The sequence below is a fragment of the Alkalihalobacillus bogoriensis ATCC BAA-922 genome, from assembly GCF_000621445.1.
Taxonomy (GTDB): domain Bacteria; phylum Bacillota; class Bacilli; order Bacillales; family Bacillaceae_F; genus Bacillus_AO; species Bacillus_AO bogoriense.
Genome location: NZ_JHYI01000011.1, coordinates 170,016 through 194,489 on the forward strand (window position 1 = coordinate 170,016; position 24,474 = coordinate 194,489).

A 24,474-nucleotide genomic window follows, 5' to 3' on the forward strand; every position below is an offset into this window, starting at 1 on the left:
GAAAAAATGAGTAAAGTTTTCTATGTACCGTCAACGAATTTAATGGGAAGAGGTTGCTTGAAAGATATAGGACCTTATATTCTTGAATTAGGTGTAAGCAAAGCTTTTGTTGTTACGGATTCTTTTTTAAATGAAAATGGGATAGTAAATAAGGTAATAACAGTACTTCAAGAAATAGGAATTGATTTTGTCGTTTATGATACTGTAAAACCGAATCCGACAACAGAAAACGTTCATCTAGGAGTAGATAAATATGAAAAAAGTCAATGTGACTTTATTGTTTCTATTGGTGGCGGTTCCCCACAAGATGCAGCAAAAGCAATTGGAATTGTCGTAAAAAACGGTGGCGATATAAGAGAGTATGAAGGTGTAGGAAAAACAAAACATAAATCTGTACCAATAGTAGCGATTAATACAACCGCAGGAACATCAAGTGAATATACAATTAATTATGTAATAACGGATGAAGAGCGTGATGTGAAAATGGTAATGGTTGATAGAAATAGCCTTGTCTCTATTTCTGTTAACGATCCTGAATTAATGTTAGAGAAGCCTAGTTCTCTAACGGCAGCTACTGGAATGGATGCATTGACACATGCAATAGAAGCTATTGTGACTCCAGGTGCATATGCAGTGACCGATGCTACTGCGCTAGCTTCGGTTAAACTCATTTTTGAACATTTGCCAAGAGCTGTTCGAAATGGACAAGACATCGAGGCTCGTGAGCAAATGGTTTACGTTATGTTTTTAACAGGAATGGCATTTAATAATGCTGGTTTAGGGTATGTACATGCGATGGCTCACCAACTAGGTGGTGTTTATGATTTACCGCATGGAGTTTGTAATGCGATGTTATTGCCGATTGTCCAAAAGGAAAATGCTAAACGAGACCCAAGTAAATTTCGAAAAATTGCTCAGGCTATTGGAATCGAAGTTGTCGGTAAAAATGACACACAATGTGCAGATGCTGTAATTGCTGCAATTGAAGTATTAGCCGTCGAAGTTGGTATCCCAACTAAACTCTCAGAATTAGGAGTTGATGAAGTGGATGTAGATAAACTTGCAACAAATGCGATGAATGATGCATGCGCGCCTGGAAATCCATTTCAACCTACAAAGGAAGAAGTTATTGAGATGTTTAAGCAAATTTTGTAAGAAAACCAAACTAGCATTGCGTTAAAGTGCAAGAAAAACAATGATAAAAACCGTATGAATCAAGATTTTGGTTCATGCGGTCTATTTTTTTACTGGAATGGTTATCCGAAACATTAATGTTGGTGCTTTTGTAGATAAAAAATAAGTTATTTTCTGTACAAAGGAAGAATAATTTTTGGTGAGGGGTCGTTTAATTGATGTTATAAAAAGAAAGGAAGCTATCATGTGGAGTGGTTTGAGGATATAAGTGATGTATTCATAGAGTTATTTCAATTTTTACCTGAAGAGATGATCGTATTGTTTATTTCCGCTCTTCCTTTATTAGAGGTAAGAGGCGGGCTTTCAGCAGGGGCATTATTAGAATTTTCTTTTGAAAAAACATTACTATTAAGCATCATCGGAAATATCGCTCCGATTGCTCCACTTCTTCTATTGTTTATTCCGCTCAGTCGGTGGCTAACACGTTTTAAAATGTACGAACAATTTTATTATTGGTTATATGATCGAACAATACGAAAAAGTGATAAAATTGAAAAATATGGAGCAATGGGTTTATTCTTATTCACGGCTCTTCCATTTCCAGCTACAGGTGTATACAGTGCTTGTATGGCCGCATTATTATTTTTCATCCCTGTTCGTGTTGCGATTTTTTCTATAAGTCTAGGTGTTGTTTTTACATCAATAATCATAAGTATATTTGCGTATCCAGCTTTATTTGGATTGTAAGAGGAGTGTAAACATATATGAAGTTTTTGCCGATGAAAAAAAAGGAAGCTGAGAAAATTTCCCTATGGCAGTATGAGGAGCCTTATACGTTATATAGTATGAATGGTTCTTTGGAAACGATAGAGGAGTTATTAAGCGGATATTATTATAGTTGTGTGAACGACAACGGAGAATTGCTTGGCTATTGCTGTTATGGACAAGCAGCACATGTCCCTGGAGGTTATGCTATCGGTTTATATTATGATTTTGAAAAAGTGGATGTAGGCATTGGTTTACACCCTAAACTCACAAGTTGTGGGTTAGGAACCACGTTTATGAAGGAAGTGTTAACATTCTTCCCAAAAAAGTTTCCGGCAAAGGACTTTCGTTTAGTAGTGGCTGCCTGGAATCAAAGAGCAATTAAGGTTTATGAACGAGTAGGATTTAAGCAAGGCGTCACATTTTTTTCTCCGTTACAAGGAGAAGATGTGAAATTTTTAGTTATGACTAAACAAGTCTAACTTCGTGACAATTACAGGATTGTAAATAAGGAGGTATTTTTTTGCTTACGCATATTATCTTTGTATTTATTGTTATTGTTGCTAGTATTTTAGCGGCTTTTTTCAATGTGCATATTGTTGGATTCATTTTCATTATCCTCGTTGTTGTGATTGCTTATTTATATGTTAAGCTTAGTCCAATCTTTTTTTCGAAAGACATACATGTTATTGAAACATATTTAAAAAACAATAAAAAAGACCCGTTATCCCAATTTTATTATGCGCTAGCGAATGACGATGTAATTGAAATGGACAAAGGTATTGAAATATTACTTGAAAAGTATAAACATCCACAAAGGAGAGCTCTCTTTTTAACAATTCAAGCTCTTTATCGAAAAGATATAGAGCGTGCGAAGCAAGAAGTTCAACAATTGCCACAGTCGATTTATAAACAATATTATGAAGCTTCCATTGCACTAGAAGAAGGAAACCTTTCCTTGGCTCGCACGATAGGACAACAAATAAAAAAACAATGGATGCAAGATGCCATTGAAGCAGAAGCGTGTAGACATGAAGGCCAATTAGAACAAGCAAAGCGTTTTGCTAAAACTGCTTTAGCGAAAACGAGAGGGCTTCAATATTATTCCCTACATAAGACATTTAAAAAAGAAACACTTATCCCTTGAGTCTCCTTTTTGGCAAGAAGAATACAGCTTTAAAGGATATGGCATATTAAAAAGGACATACACTTTTTGGAGGGAAATATGGATAAACAGAGCATGTCTTATGTTGAGAAGTTAGAACATTTGTATGTATTGATGGAAACTCAAAAATTGCTGGAAGCCAAACGGGATGAATTAATAAGCCGACGTGCCGATTATGACACGATCGAACAAGACTTAGTAAAAATAAAAGAAGAAATGAATGAGTATACAGACGGACAAAATGCGGACTATCATTCGGTAACAGGAGCTTTATTTAATCCGGCTTTATTGCAAAATGATAATTGATTTTCATTATTATAGGTCATTTTAAAAATTAACTCGATTTTTAAAATGACCTTTTTGCGTTTTTAGGCAAACTCGAATACAATGAAGAAAAGTGTAAGGTTACACAAATTGACTATTGGAGGTTCAGATGAATCAAGACGAATTCACTCAACTCATCACTCGTAAAATGAAATTAGTTCGAACAGAGATGAATTACACCCAAGAAAAAATGGCAACCGTACTTGGTATCTCAAAAAAAACGCTCGTTCAAATAGAAAAAGAACGATTGACTGCAGGATGGACTGTATCTGTTTGTTTATGTGCGTTGTTCCGTCATAGTGATGTGCTCCATTCTACATTAGGTGGTGACCCCGTTGAGATAATGGAAACGATAGCACATGATCGAGTCATTTATCGGAAAGAACGAACGATGGGTGGAAAAGTGTGGTGGCGTGAAATCAAAAAGCAAGGAAAATATAAACTTCAGCAAAATATCATTAGTCAGCATTATCGAATTCTTGATGAAGAAGAATATCGACTGTATAGTACTTTTCAAAAAGAAGAAGCTCACGCTTGTTTAGATGAGCTTTCTGAGCAGAAGTAGTGACTATGATTCTTATTATTGTTCCCTATTCGTGTTTCCTTTTTTTAAAGATGTAAAAAACGGACAGGACGTTGGCACAGAATGGTCATCTCGTATAAAATATTGTTTCCATTCATAATTGTCGTCATCCCCGTATTGCTTTAACTCAGAGTGTCGAGCGATGTAATCATAATTCTCTAATCTTTTGCGTATTTTTTGTTTTATTTTATTTACATATCCTTTATTTTCATTAAACGATTTCAACACCCACCTTGGAGTAATGGCTAACATCATATATGGAAAATACCGGCTTTGACGTTGTTTATGGGCTGGAGTGGCACAAAACATGAAGTAAGGTTCACCATGAAAGCAAAATTCCCAATTTGGATTTTGTGGATCAGTCGGAATAGAAATTGGCCAATCAAGTTCATCCAATAAACAAATGTCATGTAGATGTGACCAATAGTGTTGTTCGAACTCTAAAACGGAGTTGGCAGCAAGGTCAGCTGGTGTGTTGTAAAAGATAATAAGTGTTGTGTACGACCCATATTGTCTAGAATATAAGGAAAAGGTTTTTAACATATTAGCCACTTCTCTTGTACTAGTGTATTCTCTAGGATCACTGGCGAACCCAAAACGAAGATGTTGTAATGCGAAAGCTTGTGTTGCAGGGATGCAAGGAAATGGAGAATGAGTGCTTGTCATCTTTTGTTCAAACTTAATCAGGGCGTTTTGTTCCCATCGTTTAAGAGACCGTTGCTTCAGTTCAGACATGGAGTATATGTTCATATAGGTAACCTCCCTAGTGTTACAGTATGCCTTTTTGTTAGAGGAGGTGAGCAAGGTAGAAAAAGTTGACTTTCCTTTTTTTAGAAATTAACGAGCTTTTTTATTCTTTGACATCATATAGTAGTAAAAAGCAAACGTTAGAAAGAAGGGAAAATCAATGCTTGAACATATTGTTAAGCCACATGAAACATTGTGGGAAATCGCTGAAAACTATCGAATGCCTATGGAGACACTCATGACAGCGAATCAAATTCAAAACCCAAATTTGATTTATGCCGGTCAAGCTCTCATAATACCAGGATTGCCAAGCCCCAGTCTGATTCCGTATACCATTATTGTTTCTTTATCACAACGAACCTTAACATTACTTGAAGAAGGATCAATAATAAAAGTGTACCCTATCGCAGTGGGAGCTATTTTACACGAAACACCGGTTGGCGAGTATGTTGTTGTGAACCGAGCTCCTAATCCTGGAGGTCCTTTTGGAACGATGTGGTTATCGCTATCGAAAAAACATTATGGGATTCACGGGACAAATGACCCTTCTTCCATTGGTAAAGCGGTCTCACGTGGATGTATTCGCATGTACAATGAAGATGTGGAAGAACTAGCGGCAATTATTCCAAATGGCACACGTGTAATCATACAGCCGTAGTAACGGCATGTTTATTTTACATCCGTTAGGGAATAGAAGTAAGCAGTTGTTACATAATAACCATAACTATGAATATAAGGGGAAATCGAAAATGTTAACTCCAGAGCAAAGAGTAACGTTACATGGCTTTAACAATTTAACAAAGTCGTTAAGCTTTAATATGTATGACATCTGTTATACGAAAACGAACGAAGAGCGTGATGCGTATATTGAGTACATTGATGAGCAGTATAATGCAGACCGATTAACAAAAATTTTAAAGCATGTTGCAGATATTATTGGTGCCCATGTTCTAAATGTAGCGAAGCAAGATTATGTTCCTCAAGGAGCGAGTGTTACATTGTTAGTGTCGGAAGGACCTATTGTCGAAGTCCCGACAGAATCTTATGATGAATCACCTGGTCCTTTACCTGAATCAGTTGTGGCTCATCTTGATAAAAGTCATATTACCGTTCATACGTATCCAGAATATCATCCGAATGAAGGTATATGTACGTTTCGGGCCGATATTGATGTTTCGACTTGTGGGGAAATCTCACCATTAAAAGCATTAAACTATTTAATTCATTCGTTTGATACGGATATTATGACAATGGATTATCGCGTTCGTGGGTTCACGAGAGATATTAATGGAGAAAAGCTTTTTATTGATCATGAAATTAATTCTATTCAAAACTATATTCCGGATGAAGTAAAGGATTTGTATGATATGATTGATGTCAACATTTATCCTGAAAATATTTTTCATACAAAATGTAAATTAAAAAACTTTGATTTAGATGATTATTTATTTGGTGAAAAAAAGGACAAGCTCCATGAAAGTGAACAAAAGGAGATTACTCAAAAACTACAAACGGAAATGGATGAAATCTTTTACGGAAAAAACATCAATAAACGGTAATAACGGGAGAAACCATGGAAGGACAAAATCCTTTTATGGTTTTTTTTTTAGTTCTTCATAGTTAATTCATTTTCATTTGTTATATTACGATAGTGGATACCATGTTTATTGCTTTTCCATTCTGATACGTAAAAGGTGTGTTCGAAAATGAAACCTGCAAAATCTCCTGTTATTTCCTTGTTTTTTTCAACAATCATTGTACTAGCTGTTATTAGTATTGGTGTTATTTGGTACAATTCCAATGCTCAAACGAGCGAAATTAAATTTGAAACACCACCTTCCGCTGAAGGACAACCAACATTAGGTGCACAAAATGCAGCGGTGACAGTTGTTGAGTTTGGTGATTTTAAATGTCCGGCTTGTAAATCATGGGGAGAAGGGGTATTTCCTGCCTTAATCACCGATTATATTGTAACTGGTCAAGTGAAATTTGTTTATATTAATACGAATTTTCATGGGGAAGAATCTAGACTAGCTTCGTTAGCCGCAGAAGCTGTATTAAAGCAATCACTGGAAAGTTATTGGTTATTCCATAAAGCGCTTTATGATGAACAACCACCTCATCAAAACCATGACGATGTATGGATTACGGAAGAAAAAATCCTTGATATTGGGAGTAGGGTTGAAGGAGTTGATTTAGAATTGTTGCAATATAGTCTAGAAAATAAAACAGAGCGTGCTGAGGTGGAAAAAGATGATCGGTTGGTAGAAGAGTACAATATTAATCTCACACCGACAATTATGGTTAATGGAATAACAGTTGAAGATCCATTTGATTACGAAAGAATAAAGGAGCTCATTGAGAAAGAGCTTGAGGGAAGTAAGGAAGATGAATAAATGGAGTCAGTATGGTTTGTATTTTGCTTGGTTAGTAGCCGTTATTGCAACTCTTGGTAGTCTTTTCTTTAGTGAAATCAAAGAGTTTATTCCTTGTGAGCTTTGTTGGTATCAACGGATTTTAATGTATCCCCTTGTAATAATTTTAGGGATTGGTACTTTTCAAAATGACTGGTCTGTTAGGAAATTTGTCTTACCGCTTGCCATAATAGGGTGGTGTATTTCCTTCTATCATTATTTGCTGCAAAAGGTCCCGGGACTTATACCAATTCAACCATGTTTACAAGGGATTCCGTGTAATATGCAATATATTAATTGGTTTGGATTTATTACAATTCCCTTTTTAGCATTAACAGCATTTTCGTTAATTATCGTTTCCATGGTGTTATGTAAATATAGTTCAAGAAAATAATTTCAACTCGTTGTTTTTTCGTTTCTTCGAGTCGTTCCGAGCTTGGTTTATAACCTAGGCTCGTTTTTTTGTGTTCCTTACTAATCGTTGAATGAAACAACAATACAAGGACATTTTAAAACATGATAATACTAACGAATGAGGTGATGAGTGGTGGGAAAAAGAAACAGATTGCTTGTACCTGAAGCGAAAGAGCAAGTTGATAAATTAAAACAACGGGTGATAGAAAAACAAGGGTATCAAGTGTCAAACGAAGAAGATATTAAATATGAAATTGCGAAGGCTGAAAACATCCCGCTACAAAAAGGATATAATGGAACTTTAACATCGAAACAAGCAGGTCAAATTGGTGGGAAAATAGGTGGTAGTATGGTTAAAGAAATGATTGCGATGGCTCAAAATCAAATGGGTAAAAATAAATAAAAAAATATTTTATTGTTGAGCATAATTTCTATTTGCAATCGAACAATAAAAAGTAAATTCCCCCATTAAAGGAAGTAATGCCGATGATGAAATTAAGAAAGGCGATTTGGTTTGTATGTAGTTTCGTAGTATGTATGGTGATATTCCCGGATGCCATGGTTTACGGGGAACAACAAAAACACTATGACCATGAAAAAATGTGTCAATTTTTACATGTGAGTGAAGAAGAGTTTATGGACAGGTGGTTTAGAGGCAAATCAACATCAGAAATTGCAAATGAACAAGGCATATCTGAAGCTGAACTATTGCAATTTATGTTAAAAGAACAATATTACTCTGAGTTGGATCTTGTTGATTTTTTATTTTTTATCCATAGTCATCCTGAAACCGTTCAGCAACAGCTAAAGGGAGTTGGATTTACATCGTTAGATATAGCGATCAATCAATTTCAACAAGCACATGGAAAAGTGAGATTACCCCAATTAGCACCTAATTTCCCTTTCACATTAGAAATGGGCCAATATTACAATGATGAAAATAATGAATCATTGGAAATACTTTATGTAGACGAGCATTTTCCAGCATCTCAGTACAAAATCACGATTCATCCCAATCTTGACCAATTAGATTCCTTTCACAAAAATGTAAAGCGTGTTTATGCATTACAAGACGGAACACGAGCGAAATATTCAACATTAAAAGTCGACCAAGAAACAGAGTTTCATTTGTTGTTTTTTGAAAAAAATGGGTTTCTTTATATGTTAAGTCACGATGGTCAAATGGAAATGACACCAGAGCAATTAATCGACATCGCTAATTCAATCGAAGCTGAACAGGATAGGTAACTGTTCAGCTTTTTTTAAGTCGGCTTAAATGAAAACTTAAGAATAAATGGTATAATAGACGAAAAAGAAAAATAGAAGGTGACATATGAAGTCGGCATTAATTGTAGGAGCCACTGGACTAATCGGAAACGAACTCCTTCTTTATATGATAGACCAAGAGGTATATGAACAGATTACCGTTTTTGTTCGTCGGCCACTGCAAATAAAAAATAAAAAGATAAAAGAAGTAGTTATTGATTTTGATAAATTAGAGCACTATTCCTCTTTTTTTGCTGTTGATGATGTATATTGTTGCTTAGGTACAACAATAAAGAAAGCAAAATCGAAACAACAAATGGAGAAAGTCGATGTAGACTATCCTGTAAAAATTGCTGAATTAGCCAAACAAAAAGGGGCTACTCAATTTATTGTTATTAGTGCGATCGGTGCAGATTCTTCATCAGCTGTTTTTTATTCTCGTTTAAAAGGAACATTAGAGGAAAAGGTATTGTCCGTACACTTTAATCGACTTCTTATATTTAGACCATCTTTATTATTAGGTGACCGGAAAGAGTTTCGTTTAGGTGAAGCTACGGCAGCGTTTTTGGCTCCTGTCTTTTCTATTTTTTGTATGGGGAAATTAAAAAAATATAAGCCGGTGGAAGCAAGAATGGTCGCGGTTTCTATGTTTCAAGAGGCACAAAAGAAAGAACACGGTACGTTTATTTATGAATGGGATGAAATCGTTCGTTATCAATAGTCAAGTGAAAAGGGAGAGGGACAAGTGTCTATAGCTAAACTAGTAAAAATACAAAAGACATTTTTTCATACTGGTACGACAAAGGATTATGAATTTCGTATTATGCAATTAAAAAAATTACAACAAGCCATCCTTTATCATGAAAAGGAGATAATTCATGCTGTAAACAAAGATTTAAATAAATCTGAATTCGAAAGTTACTTAACTGAAATTGGTTCCACCTTAAAAGAACTAAGCTTTACAATAAAGCACTTAAAACATTGGATGAAGCCGACTCGTGTCAAAACGCCATTATTGCTGACGGGGTCTAAAAGTTATATTTATGCTGAACCATATGGTCTTGCTTTAATCATTGCACCTTGGAATTATCCATTTCATCTCATTTTTTCCCCATTAATCGGTGCAATTGCAGCCGGAAATTGTGCGGTGTTAAAACCTTCAGAACTTACACCGGAAACATCCACTGTTGTTGCTAAAATTATTCATAATACCTTTCCAGAAGAGTACATTACGGTTGTGGAAGGCGGAGTAGAGGAAAGTACAGCTCTACTAAAAGAAAAATTTGATTATATTTTTTATACGGGGTCAACACATGTTGGGAAAATCGTGATGGAAGCAGCCTCTAAACATTTAACACCAGTAACGTTAGAGTTAGGTGGAAAAAGCCCTTGTATCGTTCATAAAGATGCAAATTTAGAGATTGCAGCGAAAAGAATCGTATTCGGTAAATTTTTAAACGCGGGACAAACATGTATCGCCCCTGATTATTTGTATATTCATAAAACGAAAAAAGAAGAATTTATCACAAAAATAATTGAAAATATTGAAGAAATGTACAATCAACGTCTCGAAAACGGTGAATTTACGAAAATTATAAATGCTCGTCATTTTGAACGTTTACAATCGTATTTAGAAGGTCATCAAATCCGGTACGGCAAAGATCGTGATGAAACAACGTTAACCTTTCCTCCAACATTACTTGATAATATCAAATGGGAAGACAAAATTATGCAAGATGAAATATTTGGTCCAATTCTTCCGATTATTGAGTTTGAACAAATTGACGATGTAGTTAAAGCAATAAATGAACAAGCAAAACCATTAGCATTGTATTTATTTACCGAGTCAAAAGAAATCCAACAACAAGTGCTCCGAGATGTTTCTTTTGGGGGAGGGTGTATTAACGATACGATTTTTCAGTTAGCTACACCATACCTTCCTTTTGGCGGGGTAGGGGATAGTGGAATTGGTGGTTATCATGGGCAAGCAAGTTTTGATACATTCAGTCATAAGAAAAGTGTGTTAAAACAAACAACTGCTTTTGATTTTTCTGTTCGTTATCCACATAAGAAACACTCACTTTCTTTGATTAAAAGATTTTTCAAATAATAATACACGCTCTAACGGACGTGTGTTCCGCTAATAGAAGAAAAATAAGACCTTTTTGATTGGTTATGGACAAGTGTTCCGTTATTAGACAATTATAGTGAAGAAACGTGCTTGATTTTCTAGAATAGCGGAACGTATGTCCGATAGCATCTTCTATTCAGGCTTTTTACATAGAATAGAGGAATAATTGTCCGTTAGACTAAGGACACGAAAAAGCACTGTACATTTGCGGTGTTTTTTTCGCTCAATCATAACCACCGCTAGGTTCAGGAAGAGATGTATATTCTTCTTTTTGATAAATGATATCATTGTGAATAAAGGTCATCGTTTCTTCCTATTAAGAGTATTTGACTCACATGATATATCCCATTTTAAATGATAGTCTTCTCCATTTACTGTCATTGAATGAGGATGAAAGCTAGGTGAGTCACCTTTTTCTTTCGGCAGTTGTAACACTTGTCACAGTTCTAAAGCTTTCATAAATCAATTCAATTAATTGTGTTTGCCCATATCACCATACCTTTCATTCCTATGATAATTAAAGTGACGGTTTAGAACGAGAAAAGTTACATCGTAACATTATTTTTCTCCATTATATTTGGAGAAAGAGGAATCCTTTAAGTGGATGGAGAAATATGTAAGTTGGGTATGTAAAGGGGATGAAAAGATGGAAGAAAAACATAATTTAAAAAGTCTAGAAAACCGGGTTGCTCAATTGGAATATGAAGCAAAAGAGCTTAAGGTGATAATTGCTCAGTTGCAAGAAAAAGAAAGAAATCTGAACGAGCAACCAATGGTACAGGAAGAAACACCACTCCAGAAAAAAGAAAATGAAAATAAGGAAATAGTCGATAACAGTAGTCGCCCTCAGCGCCAACCAACACATAAACAAATCAAAACAGACAATATAGATTGGGAAAAACAAATAGGCCAAGTATGGCTTCCGAGGGTTTTTATTTTTGTCTTGTTAGTTGGTGTATTATGGGCGTTTAAAGCAGCTTCAGACTTCGGGCTTATAAATGAGCCGGTAAAAGTGATGTTCGGATATATTGCAGCATGTTTTCTTCTTTATTTTGGATTTAAACAAATTCAACATAAACGAAAAGCGTTAGGGCAAGTTTTACTTGGTGGGTCGTTTGTCCTTTTCATGATGACAACGTTCGCAATGCATGTGTTGTACGGAATGGTCCCTATTTATATCGCTTTTAGCTTAAACATCATTTGGCTAGTCGGAGGTTTGTATTTAGCCCACATGATTCAAGCTGAATCATTAGCTGTAATTTCAGCCATTGGGGGTTATTTAATCCCGTTTTTAGTCGTAAGTGCAAGTCCAAATGTCGTGACCTTTGTCAGTTTTGAGACGATACTATATTTATCATTTTTATTATTTGCCTTAATGAAAAGATATACAGTTTTATACCAAGTGTCTTTTTGGTTTCTTCATTTGACGTTATTCGTTACATCCTTGATTATGTTTAGTTCTAATTTAGAGGTGTATGCGGTTGTTATTTTCATTCAACATCTTTTTATCCTAACGGTTTATCTTGTGAGTTCCATATTTGCGAAACAACAAATATCATTCCTTTTTGTTAGTTTTGGGTTTGCGCTTATGTGGGCTAAGATTGCTTTTAACACGAGTGTTTATGAGTGGATTCTATTATGTTTATCTGTTGGATATGTGGTGTTGTCTTTGTATGCATGGTTTAGAAAACAAGAGAAACGAGCGGCATTTTTATTCTTAGCTACATTTTCGTTTCTTTTTTTCCTTCTGCAATATTTTACACTCGAGCATATTCTCGGTTTGTTAATTATTCAAGGGCTTGTTTCCCTTTATTTTGGGATTATTTCAAAATCAGTGTTACAACAAATCGGTGGGTGGTTTGTCTATTTATTTGCCTCCATCACGACGTTTTTTACTTTATTTGACCGTTTGTTGTCGATTGAGTTTTTAAATTGGCTTTGTTTACTAGGTTCACTCTATGTTCTGTTGTACTATATGTTCAAACTTCCTTGGGTACGAGAAAAAAATCGATATTCACTTTCACAGGCCATCACTGTCATTTCTCTTGTTGTCCTAGTTGTGTTTATAACAAATATTGTTGATGTTGTTATGACGCCTTATCCTATTCATTATTATTATATGGCGGTAAGTTTTGCTTGGGGATTATGTTCTCTTGCCTCAATTATAATAGGTTCAAAAATGAAAAATAAAAGTATTAGAGTGTTTGGGTTATCATTGTTATTTATAACCGTTGCGAAATTAATATTTATTGATTTGTATATTTTATCAATCTTTGTAAGGGCTGTTCTCTTTATTGGGTTAGGGTTAATTGGGATTGTTGTTTCCCGACTCTATTACAAAGGGAGTAAAGAGTCCGATTCAAAGTAAACGAGATGTTCTTTCATTCATTGGTAAACTATGAAGGAGTATGAGGAGTATGAGGAGTTAAAGAGAAAAGGAGTAAAAAAGTGGATACGGTTACACACGCATTATTTGGGTTAACAACGTATGGGGCAGTTAACAAAGATAAAATGGACCAACCATTAAAGCGAGCGTTGCTTTTTTCAGCATTAGCAGGAAGTCAAATTCCTGATATTGATGTCGTTGCAAACCTAACAGAAACGGGAAGAGTGATGGAGCAAATGTGGCATCGTGGATTGACACATTCTTATTTTTTGGTTCCGGTTTGGGCGGTCCTCATTTATCTTGTTTGTTATTTGATTTGGAAACGAAAAGATCCAATTATCTTTTATCTTGCTGTTATCAATGTCACGATCCATAATACTTCAGATGCGTTAAATGCGTGGGGAACAGGATTGTTTGAGCCCATTTCCTCAACACGTGTCACGCTTGGAGTCATTCCAATTGTGGATTTGATGATATGGTTTATCATGCTTAGCGGATTTTTAACAATTAAAATGAAAAAAGAATTTCCTAGATTTAAAATTTGGAGAATCGTTTGGATTTGTATTTGCATACATGTCTGTTTTCAGCTTGTTCAGGGGTTAGTCATTCAAGCTGAAGCGCAAGAACATTATGAAAAAGTCGCCATTTCTGCAGATTTTATACCCGGGAGTTTCAGTGTATTTGGAAAACAAGATGAAACTGTCACGATTTACAAGCAACGTCTATGGCAAGAGAAAGAGCAAGTCACAGTTCTCTATTCAAATCCTGAAGCGGACCTTGACTTATTGTATCGTGAAAATCCAAAAGCAGAAGTGTTACATGAATGGTCGCCATTTGTAGTTATTTTTGAAGATGAAACATCAATAGGAATATTCGACCCAAGATTTTATCGAAATGGTAGCTCTTTTTTAACGGAGTCTATTGGAAAGTAACACAGAGCATGTAGTGCTAGTGTAGCTTGGTTCATTGAGGTGAAAACAGGTAGCAAAGCTTTACATAAATAAAGCCTCGCTACCTGTTTTGTGTTAAGTTTCTATCAATGGAAGAATGACTGTAAATGTTGACCCGACATTGACTTCACTTTGGACTGTAATCTTCCCTTGATGTGCTTCAATGATCTTATACGTTGTGGCTAACCCTAAGCCTGTCCCATTTTCTTTCGTTGTGTAAAATGGAGTTCCGATGTTTTTCATTTTTTTTGGTGGAATCCCGCAGCCTTCATCGTTTACGTCGACAATAATATGATTCTCTTTTGTGGTAGCTGTTATTGTAATTTTCCCACCATCTGGCATGACTTCAATCGCATTTTTAATAATATTAATAAATACTTGTTTTATTTGGTTGCCATCGCCATAAAAATATAACGGTTCTTTAGGCAAATCTGCCTTTAGAGCAATGTTTTGCATAATCGCATGTGTTTCTAATAACGTGATAATTTCATAAAGTAGTTGGTTCATATTTTGTTCATGTAAAAATGGTTCGTGTGGTTTGGATAAAATGAGTAATTCATTCACGATTAATTCAATTCGGTTCATTTCTGTCAAGATAATGTCATAATATTTCTCATGCTGTCGTTCGGCAGGTTTCATAAGTTGTACAAATCCTTTTATCGCTGTTAACGGATTTCTGATTTCATGGGCAATTCCAGCGGCTAGTTGTCCAGCCATCGAAAGCTTTTCCGTTTGAAGCATAAGTCGTTCTGCTTTTTTTCGATCACTAATATCTCTGATAATGACTTGAACGGCTTTTTCGCCATGAAAAAGGGTAGGAATTCCGGTCACTTCTGTTTCCACGATGTCACCTTTTATCGTATGCCACTCTTGTTCGACCGTTTCAACGACGGTTCCTTTGAGTATTCGTTTGACTCGTTTTTTGCATTGTTCATGATAGTCAGCATGTAGAAAATCATAGATTGCTCTTCCTAGTATTTCATCTTCTGTTTGAGCCTTAAATAGCCTGACGCCAGCAGGGTTAATATATAGCCAGCTAACTCCATCTGTAATGGCAATCGTATCTTGTGAGTTTTGTACTAATAGACGATGATGAGCTTCACTTTGCTTTAACAACAGCTCATCTTTTTTTCGTTTTGTAATATCTTTTGAAATAGAATAAACACCTTTTATTTCATTTCCGATAATCATCGGGATATTTTTAACATGGAGATATATGAATTGTTTATCTTTTCTTTGCAATTGAATTTCGTACTCTACATATTCTCCTTGCTTACTTTTATGAAAAGCATCAAGAACTAGCGAGATATCATCCTCATGTACAATTTTATAAAAAGGCTCGTTCGTATATTCACTTGGGCTATATCCTAATATTTCTTTAACACGTGTATTACCAGAAATAATTGTTGCGTCTAATCCAAGTAATAATACGATGTCAGAATTATGTTCGAATAAGGAGTGATAATGTGCAGCGTTTTCTATTAATTTATCGTTAATAAAGACAAATAACAATGTTAATACCAATATTATAATTGTTGCAATAGCAAGTGTTGTTCCGAATGTGAAATGATTCATTCCTTCTTGAACGGTTAGGAAAGTATACTGTCTTACGTGAATAAAGTGAACTGAAACGATAGACATGCCTAGTAAAACGGCAGATATACTTCTGTGCATATATTTGCTAGGTTTTGAAACATGTCTATATGTATAAAAGGCAAGATAAGCAAGGATAAAACAAAGAAGAAACGAATACAATTCTTCTATTTGTAACGTGACAATATCGTTTATACGAAAGCAAATATAGTTAGCCAATGAAAAAAATAAGCTGCTTAAAAGTAGTCGTGGAATACTGTTTTTTTCTTGAAACATCATTAACGAAACGTAAACAAGTCCAATTGTAATACAAACATACAATAGGTATTGCATAGGATGATCGTAAAATGAATTTGTACCAGAAACTGTACTTAATGCAATAGTATGCATAGCCCAAATTCCTATTACTAGTGATGCAGTACTTGCAAGCTGAAACAGTTTCTTTTGTAATCCAGTTATGATTTGAGCTTTATCGGCAAGAATAAAAAAGGTAAACGAAGCTAATATTGCAATAAAAATAGCTAGAGTTACGAGTGGAATATAATATGTATGTAAAAATATATTCATAAATTCTCCTTTTTAATGAATAAAGCGTACTTGCTGTTAAGTTTATTATACCGTATTTTTTAAAATAGCATAGGGGAGTCATTCGAGAGAAAAATACTTGTTAGCCTCTTGAAAACAAACATCTCATCATGTTAAAAAGATGCCTCAAAAAGGGTTTCCTCCTTTTGGGCATCCGTTACGAGTTATTTATGGACAAGAACTTGACGATTGGGGGCTTGAGGAGGTTGTTCTAACCAGCCATGTTTGATTAAAAGGTTTGATCCATCTTCTGCGTATAAAAGAACTTCATGCAGTAAACGGTTATAATGTAAACCTATATCCCTTCGGAGGCTTGTGCCCATGCTTGTCCCGTAATGGCTAATTGAAGCTCCTTGTAACGCTGTAATATGAAACATCATTAATTTTTCTGAAAATACTTGTGTTGTGGAATTTGTAGGAAGTGTATCCCAAGTCATTGGGGCTGGTAATTCAGATTCATTTAAAATCGAACTAAACACTTCTACATGTTTTCTTGCGATTTCTTTTCCTCTTAAAAAATAATCAATAATTTCTTTTGTTTTTGAGGTTTGGCTAAACCCGATAATTAATGATTTACCGAGTTGGTTTCTTTCAATATTAAAAAATAAATTCATAATTTCAACGGCATTTAAAGGTCTGCGTTCACCAAACCATCCCGTTAAAAAACTATGTTCTTTTACAAAGTCGACTTTTTCTGGCATTGGAATTTGAGGAGGACGTAAATAAAGCCCTTTTTCTAATAATATGTCAGCTGTTTTATTATACAATGTAATACTTGACTCTAAGCTTTGACTATAAAATTGTCGGACATCGCTTCGAGCAGCATTGGCTAAAGCTAAGGAATAACTATTGGCACTGATTTTTGCCATATTGTGCAAATAGAATAAGTAAAAGCTATCAGAGTATAGACGAGGAGCAGAAAGAATAACATCTTCCTCAACACTAAAAGCTTTTGGGATGGCAACTTTTTCATTGTTAAACAAAGTCTTTATTTTTTTTGTATGCTGCTCTGAAATGTTTAGACTATAGTTCACCACTTCTTTTATTGCGTTATCATCGATATGCTGTAAAAAGTAAGTGATCATACAAATGGCTGCACAATCATTCGTATAAGTTGTCCATAAAGTCGCTAATTCTGACGATGACAATTTTATAGAATTATCCATTTTTCACATTCCCCCCTTAATCTCACAATGTATTTTTACTATAACCAAACTGGAGTTATTTCATTAGTATTTAGAAATATTTTACGGTTTTTATCCAAAAGTCTATTAGTTCACAAAAAGTTTGTCTTTAAAATCTTCTTTTATTATTAAATTTCAACTATAATTTACTAATAGGGGTTAATTAGTGGAGGGGTTTTATGAACAACATTGATATTACAAATTATAAAAATTTTGAAGAAGCAGCTTCTGATTTATTGGATTTAATTAATACTTTTATGACGGATAAATTAGTAACGATAACTAGAATTACAAATGAAACATTTACAGTGTTAAAAGTGTTAGATAATAATACAGGTTGTGGCATTCATGAAGGTTTCACGATAAATGTCAACGATACATTATGACGACGGTTTTTTAGTGGTCGGGAACCACTTGTCATTGAAGACTTGAGGACAGATGAGTTTGGTAGTCAATTTCCACATTTTATTGCAGCTAATGTCCTTTCTTATATTGGTGTTCCAATTATCTTAAAGAATGGAGAAGTGTTTGGATCACTTTGTGCCGTCGATTCAAAACCAACAATATTTACGGAAGAAGAAAAACAGTTTTTCACGAAAATAGCTCGGCTATTCTCATATGTAGTTGAATTGGAACGACTAGCCATTTTTGATTCGCTGACAGGGTTATATAATCGACACTTTCTGTATGAAAATGTCCAATTACAAAATCCAGGCTCTATCCTCTTTCTTGACCTTGATGGGTTTAAAACGATAAACGATGACTTTGGCCATGATATCGGTGACTTCGTATTAAAAGAGGTTGCAAACCGGTTAAAAGCTTTGACAAAAAATTATCCTGATTCGTATGCGGTTCGGCTTGGTGGAGATGAATTTGTCATTGTTGTTCCACAATTAATTGATAAAGATGACATTGCCGATTTTGCTAATCAAGTGATTCGGATGATGGATAATTGGCAAATTTTTGATAAAAAACTCCAATTAACTACAAGTATTGGTATTGTTCGTTACCCAAGTGACGGTAAAGACATTAAATTATTACTTAAATTCGCAGACCTTGCCTTATACAGGGCAAAAGCAAAAGGAAAAAATAATTATCAATTTTATTAAAAATAAAGAAGGTAAAGCTGAATTGGGCTCTACCTTCTTTATTTATGACTGTTTTTCATCACTTTGTTTTCGTTTTCGAAGCAATGAAATTGGTAAAAGAATATAGTGGAAGAATTGAATAAGAACAACATACACATTGTTATACTAACACAAAGCGATATTTTGTTGCGGAGTGATGGCTTTGAATGAAATTTCAATTGGTCTTGTAGTCGTGCTTCTATTGTTACTGTGTTTATCCGCTTTTTTTTCGTCGATGGAAACAGCGTTTTCAAGTGCGAATAAAATCCGACTAAAAAATTATGCTGATGAAGATAAAAAAGGAGCACGAAAGGCGTATGACATTATTAAAAATTTTGACCACGCGCTATCAACAATTTTAATTGGTAATAACCTTGTTAATATTGCTGCTGCAACAATATCAGCAAAAATAGCAGCTGATTTATTTGGTGGTAGTACGGGCCTTGTTATTAGTACGATTCTCATGACCGTACTTGTTTTAATTTTCGGGGAAGTGCTCCCAAAGTCGTTTGCAAAGGAACACGCTGAGGCATTTGCATTACGAATCTCGGGATGCTTATTATTGTTAATGGCTATTTTTCAACCATTGACATGGCTACTTGTTAAACTTAAAACGACGCTTGCCTCATTCATTAAAACAAAGCAATCATATCCGTCAATAACTGAAGAAGAATTAAAGGAAATGATTAATATTAGTGAAGAAGAAGGTGTAATTGGTAACGATGAAAGAGAACTAGTACAAAACTCTTTAGATTTTAATGATATTACGGTTGCAGAAATTTTAACCCCAAGAACACAAATGGTCGCAATCGAATTAACGATGTCGTTAGATGAAATTAGCTCGATTTTATTAGAAGAGCGCTTTTCTAGGGTACCGGTTTATGACGGAACGATTGATAATATTGTCGGAATTTTATCCGAACGAGATTTTTTACGAAGTTTAGTTCAGAAAAAGCAACCTACAATTGAAGCATTATTACGAAAACCTTTGTATGTTTATGAAACGATGGGAATCGCCCAGCTTTTGCCGCAACTTCAAAAGAATCGAGTTCATATGGCTATCGTCATTGATGAATTTGGTGGAACATCAGGACTAATTACGTTAGAAGATATTTTAGAAGAACTAGTTGGCGAAATCTGGGATGAACATGATGAAAAGGTACGGGAAATGGTTCAAATTGACGAGAATGTGTTTGAATTTAATGGAGACTTTCCGCTTGATGAGTTTGAAAGAGTAATGGGCTTTTCTCTACCTACCCGTCATTATCAAACATTAGGTGGATGGGTCATCGAGGAATTTCAAAGGATTCCTGAAGAAAATGAAGAAATCGAATATAAGCATGTTCACATTGTTATAACAGAAGCTGAGGAAAGACGTATAAAAAAAATAAAAGTAATCGTAAAAGAAGAGGGTGTCCATCAGTAATAGCTGAACGGGGCCTCTTCTTTTTATAATTTTGTTAATCTGAGTAACCTAACACTTCAATGACTGGTTTTCCGTTTTCATCTTCAATGTCACCTATTTCTTCATCATGTCGTTCAAGTTGATTTCGTAATTGAAAAATCAGTTCTGTTGGGTTTGTTCCATGTTCAACATCGACCCATTCTGTTATAGTTTTTTCTTCGGAATCATATACGGCACACTGGCCACCTTCAGTAACTAACCAATACCTTTTCATCATGTCACCTCTTTTTTTTCTCATTCTTTATCCTTTCCCCTGTTGGATATTGTTATGAATGAGACTTGAGGAGGAACAAGACTGTAAAAATGAAAAAAATGTAAACTCTATTGACATTATCCAATAAGAGGAGTAAATTATGATTCATTAGAAAATAAATAATGCCTAGACACCTTTTAATCGCTGAATCCATAGAGCGGGGAAACCATTTATTGACAGAGTAAAATTTGTCTTGGGGTGAATCTTAGTAAAATAAGAGGGGATACTCTCAATCCCTAATCCGACAGCTAACCTCGTAAGCGTTGTTACCTTTTTTAGAGAGAAAGGTCTTAGGATTTCCCTAAAGACCATTTTATTTGTGATGGTCTTTTTATGGTGTTTTTAGGATAAAGGAGAATGGAGAAAACATGAAAAAGCAATTTGCAGTAATTGGATTAGGACGATTTGGAAGTAGTGTATGTAAAGAATTATTTCAGTTAGGACATGAAGTGCTCGCTATTGATAGCAACGATGATAAAGTCAATGCGATATCGAAATACGCCACACACGCTGTTATCGCAAATGGAACCGACGAAAATGCACTAAAGTCTCTTGGCATTCGGAATTTTGAACATGTTGTTGTTGCCATTGGTGATAATATTCAATCAAGTATATTATGTACACTGCTATTGAAGGAACTTGGTATTGAACAAGTGTGGGTAAAAGCACAAAATTATTATCATCAAAGAGTGTTAGAAAAGATTGGGGCTGATCGGATTGTTCATCCCGAAAAAGACATGGGTATCCGAGTGGCACAACACTTAGTTTCTGAAAAAATTATCGATTATATTGATTTATCTGAAGAGTATAGTATTGTTGAGCTTATTGCCACTGACAAAGTGTCGAATAAAACATTAATTGAATTAAATGTTCGGGCCCGATATGGGTGTACGATTTTAGCAATAAAAAGAGGAGAAGATGTAAACGTATCTCCGTTCCCAGAAGATATTATTCTTAAAAATGATATCCTAATTGTCATCGGTCATAAAAATGACTTGAAACGATTTGAAGAGGAAGGAATGTAAAATGATACCTTCCAAGCTTGTGTCATCAAGTTCTGTAAAAGGAAAAGTGATTCATTTAAGTCCGCCTCAAATTTTGGCACTTAGCTTCCTTGTTTTTATCATCATTGGCACAATCTTATTAAAGCTTCCGTTCGCATCGACAGTCTCAGTTTCGTGGATGGATGCCTTGTTTACAGCAACTTCAGCGATAACCGTTACAGGTCTAGTTGTTGTTGACACAGGTACAGCTTATACTGTATTTGGGCAGAGTGTTATCATGGTCTTAATTCAATTAGGTGGATTAGGACTCATGACATTTGCCGTATTAATTATTATGGTTTTAGGAAAAAAGATCGGTCTTCAGCAACGGATTTTAGTCCAAGAAGCATTTAACCAAACATCTTTAGGTGGACTCGTGCGGCTTGTAAAAATTTTACTTATTTTTACACTCGTGCTTGAATCTCTTGCCTTTATGCTTCTTTCCGTCCGTTGGGTTCCAGAATTCGGATGGAAAGAAGGCTTATATCAAAGTTTGTTCCATACAATTTCAGCCTTTAATAATGCGGGCTTTTCCTTATGGTCACATAGCTTGTCTGCTTATGTAGGAGACCCAATAGTGAACCTTGTAATTACAGCGCTATTTATTACAGGAGGCATTGGGTTTACGGTATTGGCTGACATCTGGTATAAAAAGAGGTTTCGAACGTTATCTCTCCATTCTAAGCTAATGTTGATTGGTACTTTCATCATGAATGTGACAGTCATGCTCATCCTTTTTGTGTTAGAGTTTTCAAACCCGAATACACTTGGACCATTAGCGATAGACGACAAATTATGGGGAGCTTATTTTCAAGCAGTCACACCAAGAACGGCTGGATTTAATACACTTGATATAGGGAGTATGACAACGGCGTCGATTTTGATTCTTATTGTTCTTATGTTTATAGGAGCGGGGAGTGCTTCAACAGCAAGTGGAATAAAACTTACAACCTTTATCGTTATGATTCTAGCAACGCTCACTTTTTTAAAAGGTAGAAGCGAAACGGTTACATTTGGAAGAACCATTCGCTTGCATACGATTATACGAGCACTGGCGATTATCGTTATTAGTATTTTATTCATCTTGTTTACTTTATTTTTATTAGTCATTACAGAGGATGCACCGTTTCTAATGATCGTATTTGAAGTGTTTTCTGCTTTTGGTACTGTTGGTCTTTCAATGGGGTTGACGGATGATTTATCGACTGTTGGGAAACAAATCATTATCGTATTAATGTTTATAGGAAGAATTGGTCCATTAACATTAGCCTTTACACTTGCTAGACCGAAAAAAGCAGCTGTACGTTATCCAGAAGAAGAAGTGTTTACAGGGTAACTAAAATAAAAGTGCGACTTCGTTGTATATGTATAGGCAAGAAGGGTAAGATGGATGGTGAATCTCATTACTTCATCATTTTAGGAGGAAAAATTATGGCACTTACGTTTAAAGGATTACTAGCGAAAGCTCGGGAAAATGTGACGGGAATCACGTCAGCAGAAGCTCGTGAAAAATTGACTGAAAATCCAAATACACTTGTTATTGATGTACAAGATGCTACAGATGCAGGAGCATGCGGTTTAATTCCAAGTAGTAAAAACATTTCATTAGGCATGTTGCCGATTCGTGCTGACCTTGAAGTACCTGACCATCTTCGCGACCCTGACTTAGCGGATCGCTCTCGTCCGGTCATCGTGACTTGCGGGGCAGGGGGTCAAGCGACATTAGGTGCATATTTGTTAAAAGAAATGGGTTTTGAAGATGTTCATTTCATTGAAGGTGGAACAAAGGCATGGAAAGAAGCTGGGTATGAAGTTGAGCAATAAAAGAGAAAAGAAGACTTCGAAATGATAACGTGCTCTGCAACTTAACACCAACATTATATGGAAACGAAAAAAGAGTGACGTGGGCACTCTTTTTTTTGATTATTGACAACCATTTTAAATGATTAGTCAAACGTAATGGATATTTATGTTAATATTATATAGTAAAGTTTGTGACCAACTTTACTTAAGTTAAACAAGGCATAGGGGGATAAAATGGGTAAACGATCATTCTTTATATTAATAATATTTGCTCTATTGGTTTCTGGTTGTGGAGGCGATTTACAGTCAAGTGCAGTTGAATCGAATATAGAAAGTATGCCAAATGATGTGCCGCAGGATTTTAATTTTTCTGTTAAATTTGGTGTGAATAAAGGGAATGAGATAAATACATTTGAAGATACAGTGACAAAGGATTTAATCGAAAATGGGTCAGCGACTATTAATCTAACCCTCACAGCTGAAGAAATGGAGATCATCTATCAGAAAATGAAAGACATTAACATATTAAGTCCTAAACAATTAACTCCAGAAACAAATTGTGCGGTAGAGCCCCATGAAGATGATGAATGGAATATTAGTATGAATGGTCAAACAATTACTCATTTCATTTCAGGGGCATATTGTGAACCGACAAACGATGTAACTCAATTCATTGAGTTGAGAAATGATGTATATAGAATTGTCAAAAGTAAGGATGAGTATAAAGAACTACCTCCATCCGAAGGTGCTTATGAATAAACTTGCTGTTGCACTAACGGTGACTCCTGCTCATAACAAATCTCACTAGATTTTGTATTAATAAAAAGAGGCTGGGACATAACTAGCCAGAAATAATTGAAAAAGGTTCCGAACATCCAAAGATGATGTTCGGAACCTTTTTAGTTGGAGCGTTAGATGGATTATTATCATATTAGCCGCTCCTGGCAATGTACTTTCTCAAGTTCACCGCCAGGAAGGCAAACCCTAATTCATTTTTCACCTTCTCTTTGCCTCTCACTGACAGACGAGTGAAATGCAAATTAGCCTTCAAAAATCCGAAAACTGGTTCCACATCGGTTTTACGCCTACCGTAGATTTCACCCGTTTTCTCTTCTGAAAGCTGTTGTCTTACGTATTCTTTT

The 24,474-nt window shown here is 35.2% G+C and carries 28 protein-coding genes, 1 pseudogene and 1 riboswitch; of the genes and pseudogenes, 24 read left to right on the plus strand and 5 right to left on the minus strand.

Annotated features, from left to right (window positions below; translation table 11 throughout):
• Positions 1-6 precede the first annotated feature (6 nt).
• The 6 genes from T323_RS0104790 to T323_RS0104815 all read left to right on the plus strand — a co-directional run bounded on the left by T323_RS0104790 (position 7) and on the right by T323_RS0104815 (position 3,953).
• Positions 7-1,155: an iron-containing alcohol dehydrogenase gene (locus T323_RS0104790; RefSeq protein ID WP_026672247.1), complete on the plus strand. Its 1,149-nt coding sequence runs from the start codon at positions 7-9 to the stop codon at positions 1,153-1,155.
• A 225-nt stretch (positions 1,156-1,380) separates the two neighbouring features.
• A complete protein-coding gene (locus T323_RS0104795) occupies positions 1,381-1,881 on the plus strand; it encodes a COG2426 family protein (RefSeq protein WP_245613685.1) in 501 nt (166 codons plus the stop codon).
• Between the two features lie 17 nt (positions 1,882-1,898).
• Positions 1,899-2,381 carry a GNAT family N-acetyltransferase gene (locus T323_RS0104800; protein WP_026672249.1) on the plus strand — a complete coding sequence of 161 codons (483 nt, stop codon included), beginning with the start codon at positions 1,899-1,901 and terminating at the stop codon, positions 2,379-2,381.
• A gap of 41 nt (positions 2,382-2,422) precedes the next feature.
• On the plus strand, positions 2,423-3,046 hold the full coding sequence (locus T323_RS0104805; protein WP_026672250.1) for a hypothetical protein: 624 nt from the start codon (positions 2,423-2,425) through the stop codon (positions 3,044-3,046).
• Between the two features lie 78 nt (positions 3,047-3,124).
• Positions 3,125-3,370 (plus strand): hypothetical protein, encoded by a 246-nt coding sequence (locus tag T323_RS0104810; protein WP_026672251.1) that lies wholly within the window; start codon positions 3,125-3,127, stop codon positions 3,368-3,370.
• Positions 3,371-3,497: 127 nt separating this feature from the next.
• A complete protein-coding gene (locus T323_RS0104815) occupies positions 3,498-3,953 on the plus strand; it encodes a helix-turn-helix domain-containing protein (RefSeq protein ID WP_026672252.1) in 456 nt (151 codons plus the stop codon).
• Positions 3,954-3,968: 15 nt separating this feature from the next.
• Here T323_RS0104815 and T323_RS0104820 read toward each other — a convergent pair whose 3' ends face one another.
• The gene (locus T323_RS0104820; protein ID WP_026672253.1) at positions 3,969-4,721 is read right to left on the minus strand and encodes a YqcI/YcgG family protein; all 753 of its coding nucleotides are present in this window, start codon (positions 4,719-4,721) and stop codon (positions 3,969-3,971) included.
• A 157-nt stretch (positions 4,722-4,878) separates the two neighbouring features.
• On the opposite strand from T323_RS0104820, the gene T323_RS0104825 reads away from it, so the two are divergent.
• The 10 genes from T323_RS0104825 (at position 4,879) to T323_RS0104875 (ending at position 14,261) form a co-directional block, all read left to right on the plus strand.
• Positions 4,879-5,376 (plus strand): L,D-transpeptidase family protein, encoded by a 498-nt coding sequence (locus T323_RS0104825; protein ID WP_026672254.1) that lies wholly within the window; start codon positions 4,879-4,881, stop codon positions 5,374-5,376.
• Positions 5,377-5,467: 91 nt separating this feature from the next.
• On the plus strand, positions 5,468-6,277 hold the full coding sequence (gene speD / locus T323_RS0104830) for an adenosylmethionine decarboxylase (protein WP_026672255.1): 810 nt from the start codon (positions 5,468-5,470) through the stop codon (positions 6,275-6,277).
• A 147-nt stretch (positions 6,278-6,424) separates the two neighbouring features.
• Positions 6,425-7,114, plus strand: coding sequence for a DsbA family protein (locus tag T323_RS0104835; protein ID WP_035177704.1), 690 nt, complete (start codon positions 6,425-6,427; stop codon positions 7,112-7,114).
• Positions 7,107-7,526, plus strand: a complete 420-nt coding sequence (locus T323_RS0104840; protein WP_026672257.1) for a disulfide oxidoreductase — start codon at positions 7,107-7,109, stop codon at positions 7,524-7,526. The genes T323_RS0104835 and T323_RS0104840 overlap by 8 nt, the downstream gene beginning before the upstream one ends.
• A 153-nt stretch (positions 7,527-7,679) precedes the next feature.
• Positions 7,680-7,949: an alpha/beta-type small acid-soluble spore protein gene (locus T323_RS0104845; RefSeq protein ID WP_026672258.1), complete on the plus strand. Its 270-nt coding sequence runs from the start codon at positions 7,680-7,682 to the stop codon at positions 7,947-7,949.
• 83 nt (positions 7,950-8,032) lie between these two features.
• Positions 8,033-8,794 (plus strand): hypothetical protein, encoded by a 762-nt coding sequence (locus T323_RS0104850; protein ID WP_026672259.1) that lies wholly within the window; start codon positions 8,033-8,035, stop codon positions 8,792-8,794.
• A gap of 85 nt (positions 8,795-8,879) precedes the next feature.
• Positions 8,880-9,533, plus strand: coding sequence for an NAD(P)H-binding protein (locus T323_RS0104855; RefSeq protein WP_026672260.1), 654 nt, complete (start codon positions 8,880-8,882; stop codon positions 9,531-9,533).
• A gap of 24 nt (positions 9,534-9,557) precedes the next feature.
• Positions 9,558-10,922, plus strand: coding sequence for an aldehyde dehydrogenase (locus T323_RS0104860; RefSeq protein WP_026672261.1), 1,365 nt, complete (start codon positions 9,558-9,560; stop codon positions 10,920-10,922).
• A gap of 667 nt (positions 10,923-11,589) precedes the next feature.
• Positions 11,590-13,311, plus strand: coding sequence for a DUF2339 domain-containing protein (locus T323_RS0104870; protein ID WP_026672262.1), 1,722 nt, complete (start codon positions 11,590-11,592; stop codon positions 13,309-13,311).
• Positions 13,312-13,391: 80 nt separating this feature from the next.
• The gene (locus tag T323_RS0104875) at positions 13,392-14,261 is read left to right on the plus strand and encodes a metal-dependent hydrolase (RefSeq protein ID WP_026672263.1); all 870 of its coding nucleotides are present in this window, start codon (positions 13,392-13,394) and stop codon (positions 14,259-14,261) included.
• Between the two features lie 93 nt (positions 14,262-14,354).
• On the opposite strand, the gene T323_RS27805 is transcribed toward T323_RS0104875, so the two are convergent.
• A complete protein-coding gene (locus T323_RS27805; RefSeq protein ID WP_051556373.1) occupies positions 14,355-16,439 on the minus strand; it encodes a PAS domain S-box protein in 2,085 nt (694 codons plus the stop codon).
• Positions 16,440-16,621: 182 nt separating this feature from the next.
• On the minus strand, positions 16,622-17,623 hold the full coding sequence (locus tag T323_RS0104885; protein ID WP_026672264.1) for a DUF3231 family protein: 1,002 nt from the start codon (positions 17,621-17,623) through the stop codon (positions 16,622-16,624).
• 197 nt (positions 17,624-17,820) lie between these two features.
• Between T323_RS0104885 and T323_RS27810 the strand changes: the two genes are divergently transcribed.
• From T323_RS27810 to T323_RS0104895, 4 genes and pseudogenes are all read left to right on the plus strand, one after another.
• The gene (locus T323_RS27810) at positions 17,821-18,027 is read left to right on the plus strand and encodes a hypothetical protein (RefSeq protein ID WP_051556374.1); all 207 of its coding nucleotides are present in this window, start codon (positions 17,821-17,823) and stop codon (positions 18,025-18,027) included.
• Between the two features lie 27 nt (positions 18,028-18,054).
• Positions 18,055-18,249: pseudogene (locus T323_RS29515) on the plus strand (GAF domain-containing protein); the annotation flags it as partial.
• A gap of 21 nt (positions 18,250-18,270) precedes the next feature.
• Complete coding sequence (locus tag T323_RS26010) at positions 18,271-18,750, plus strand: GGDEF domain-containing protein (RefSeq protein ID WP_281175714.1); 480 nt, start codon at positions 18,271-18,273, stop codon at positions 18,748-18,750.
• 181 nt (positions 18,751-18,931) lie between these two features.
• The gene (locus T323_RS0104895; RefSeq protein ID WP_026672265.1) at positions 18,932-20,194 is read left to right on the plus strand and encodes a hemolysin family protein; all 1,263 of its coding nucleotides are present in this window, start codon (positions 18,932-18,934) and stop codon (positions 20,192-20,194) included.
• A gap of 34 nt (positions 20,195-20,228) precedes the next feature.
• Here the strand turns inward: T323_RS0104895 and T323_RS0104900 are convergent, their stop codons facing one another.
• Positions 20,229-20,471, minus strand: coding sequence for a hypothetical protein (locus T323_RS0104900; protein WP_026672266.1), 243 nt, complete (start codon positions 20,469-20,471; stop codon positions 20,229-20,231).
• Between the two features lie 147 nt (positions 20,472-20,618).
• Positions 20,619-20,764: riboswitch (cyclic di-AMP (ydaO/yuaA leader) on the plus strand.
• A gap of 90 nt (positions 20,765-20,854) precedes the next feature.
• Here T323_RS0104900 and T323_RS0104905 point away from each other — a divergent pair.
• The 4 genes from T323_RS0104905 to T323_RS0104920 all read left to right on the plus strand — a co-directional run bounded on the left by T323_RS0104905 (position 20,855) and on the right by T323_RS0104920 (position 24,091).
• Positions 20,855-21,511 (plus strand): potassium channel family protein, encoded by a 657-nt coding sequence (locus T323_RS0104905; protein WP_026672267.1) that lies wholly within the window; start codon positions 20,855-20,857, stop codon positions 21,509-21,511.
• A 1-nt stretch (position 21,512) separates the two neighbouring features.
• Positions 21,513-22,865 carry a TrkH family potassium uptake protein gene (locus T323_RS0104910; RefSeq protein ID WP_035177707.1) on the plus strand — a complete coding sequence of 451 codons (1,353 nt, stop codon included), beginning with the start codon at positions 21,513-21,515 and terminating at the stop codon, positions 22,863-22,865.
• Positions 22,866-22,960: 95 nt separating this feature from the next.
• Positions 22,961-23,353 carry a rhodanese-like domain-containing protein gene (locus T323_RS0104915; RefSeq protein ID WP_026672269.1) on the plus strand — a complete coding sequence of 131 codons (393 nt, stop codon included), beginning with the start codon at positions 22,961-22,963 and terminating at the stop codon, positions 23,351-23,353.
• A gap of 213 nt (positions 23,354-23,566) precedes the next feature.
• Complete coding sequence (locus T323_RS0104920; RefSeq protein WP_026672270.1) at positions 23,567-24,091, plus strand: hypothetical protein; 525 nt, start codon at positions 23,567-23,569, stop codon at positions 24,089-24,091.
• 172 nt (positions 24,092-24,263) lie between these two features.
• On the opposite strand, the gene T323_RS26015 is transcribed toward T323_RS0104920, so the two are convergent.
• The coding region (locus tag T323_RS26015) for a transposase (RefSeq protein WP_156942390.1) at positions 24,264-24,474 on the minus strand (211 nt) is incomplete at its 5' end.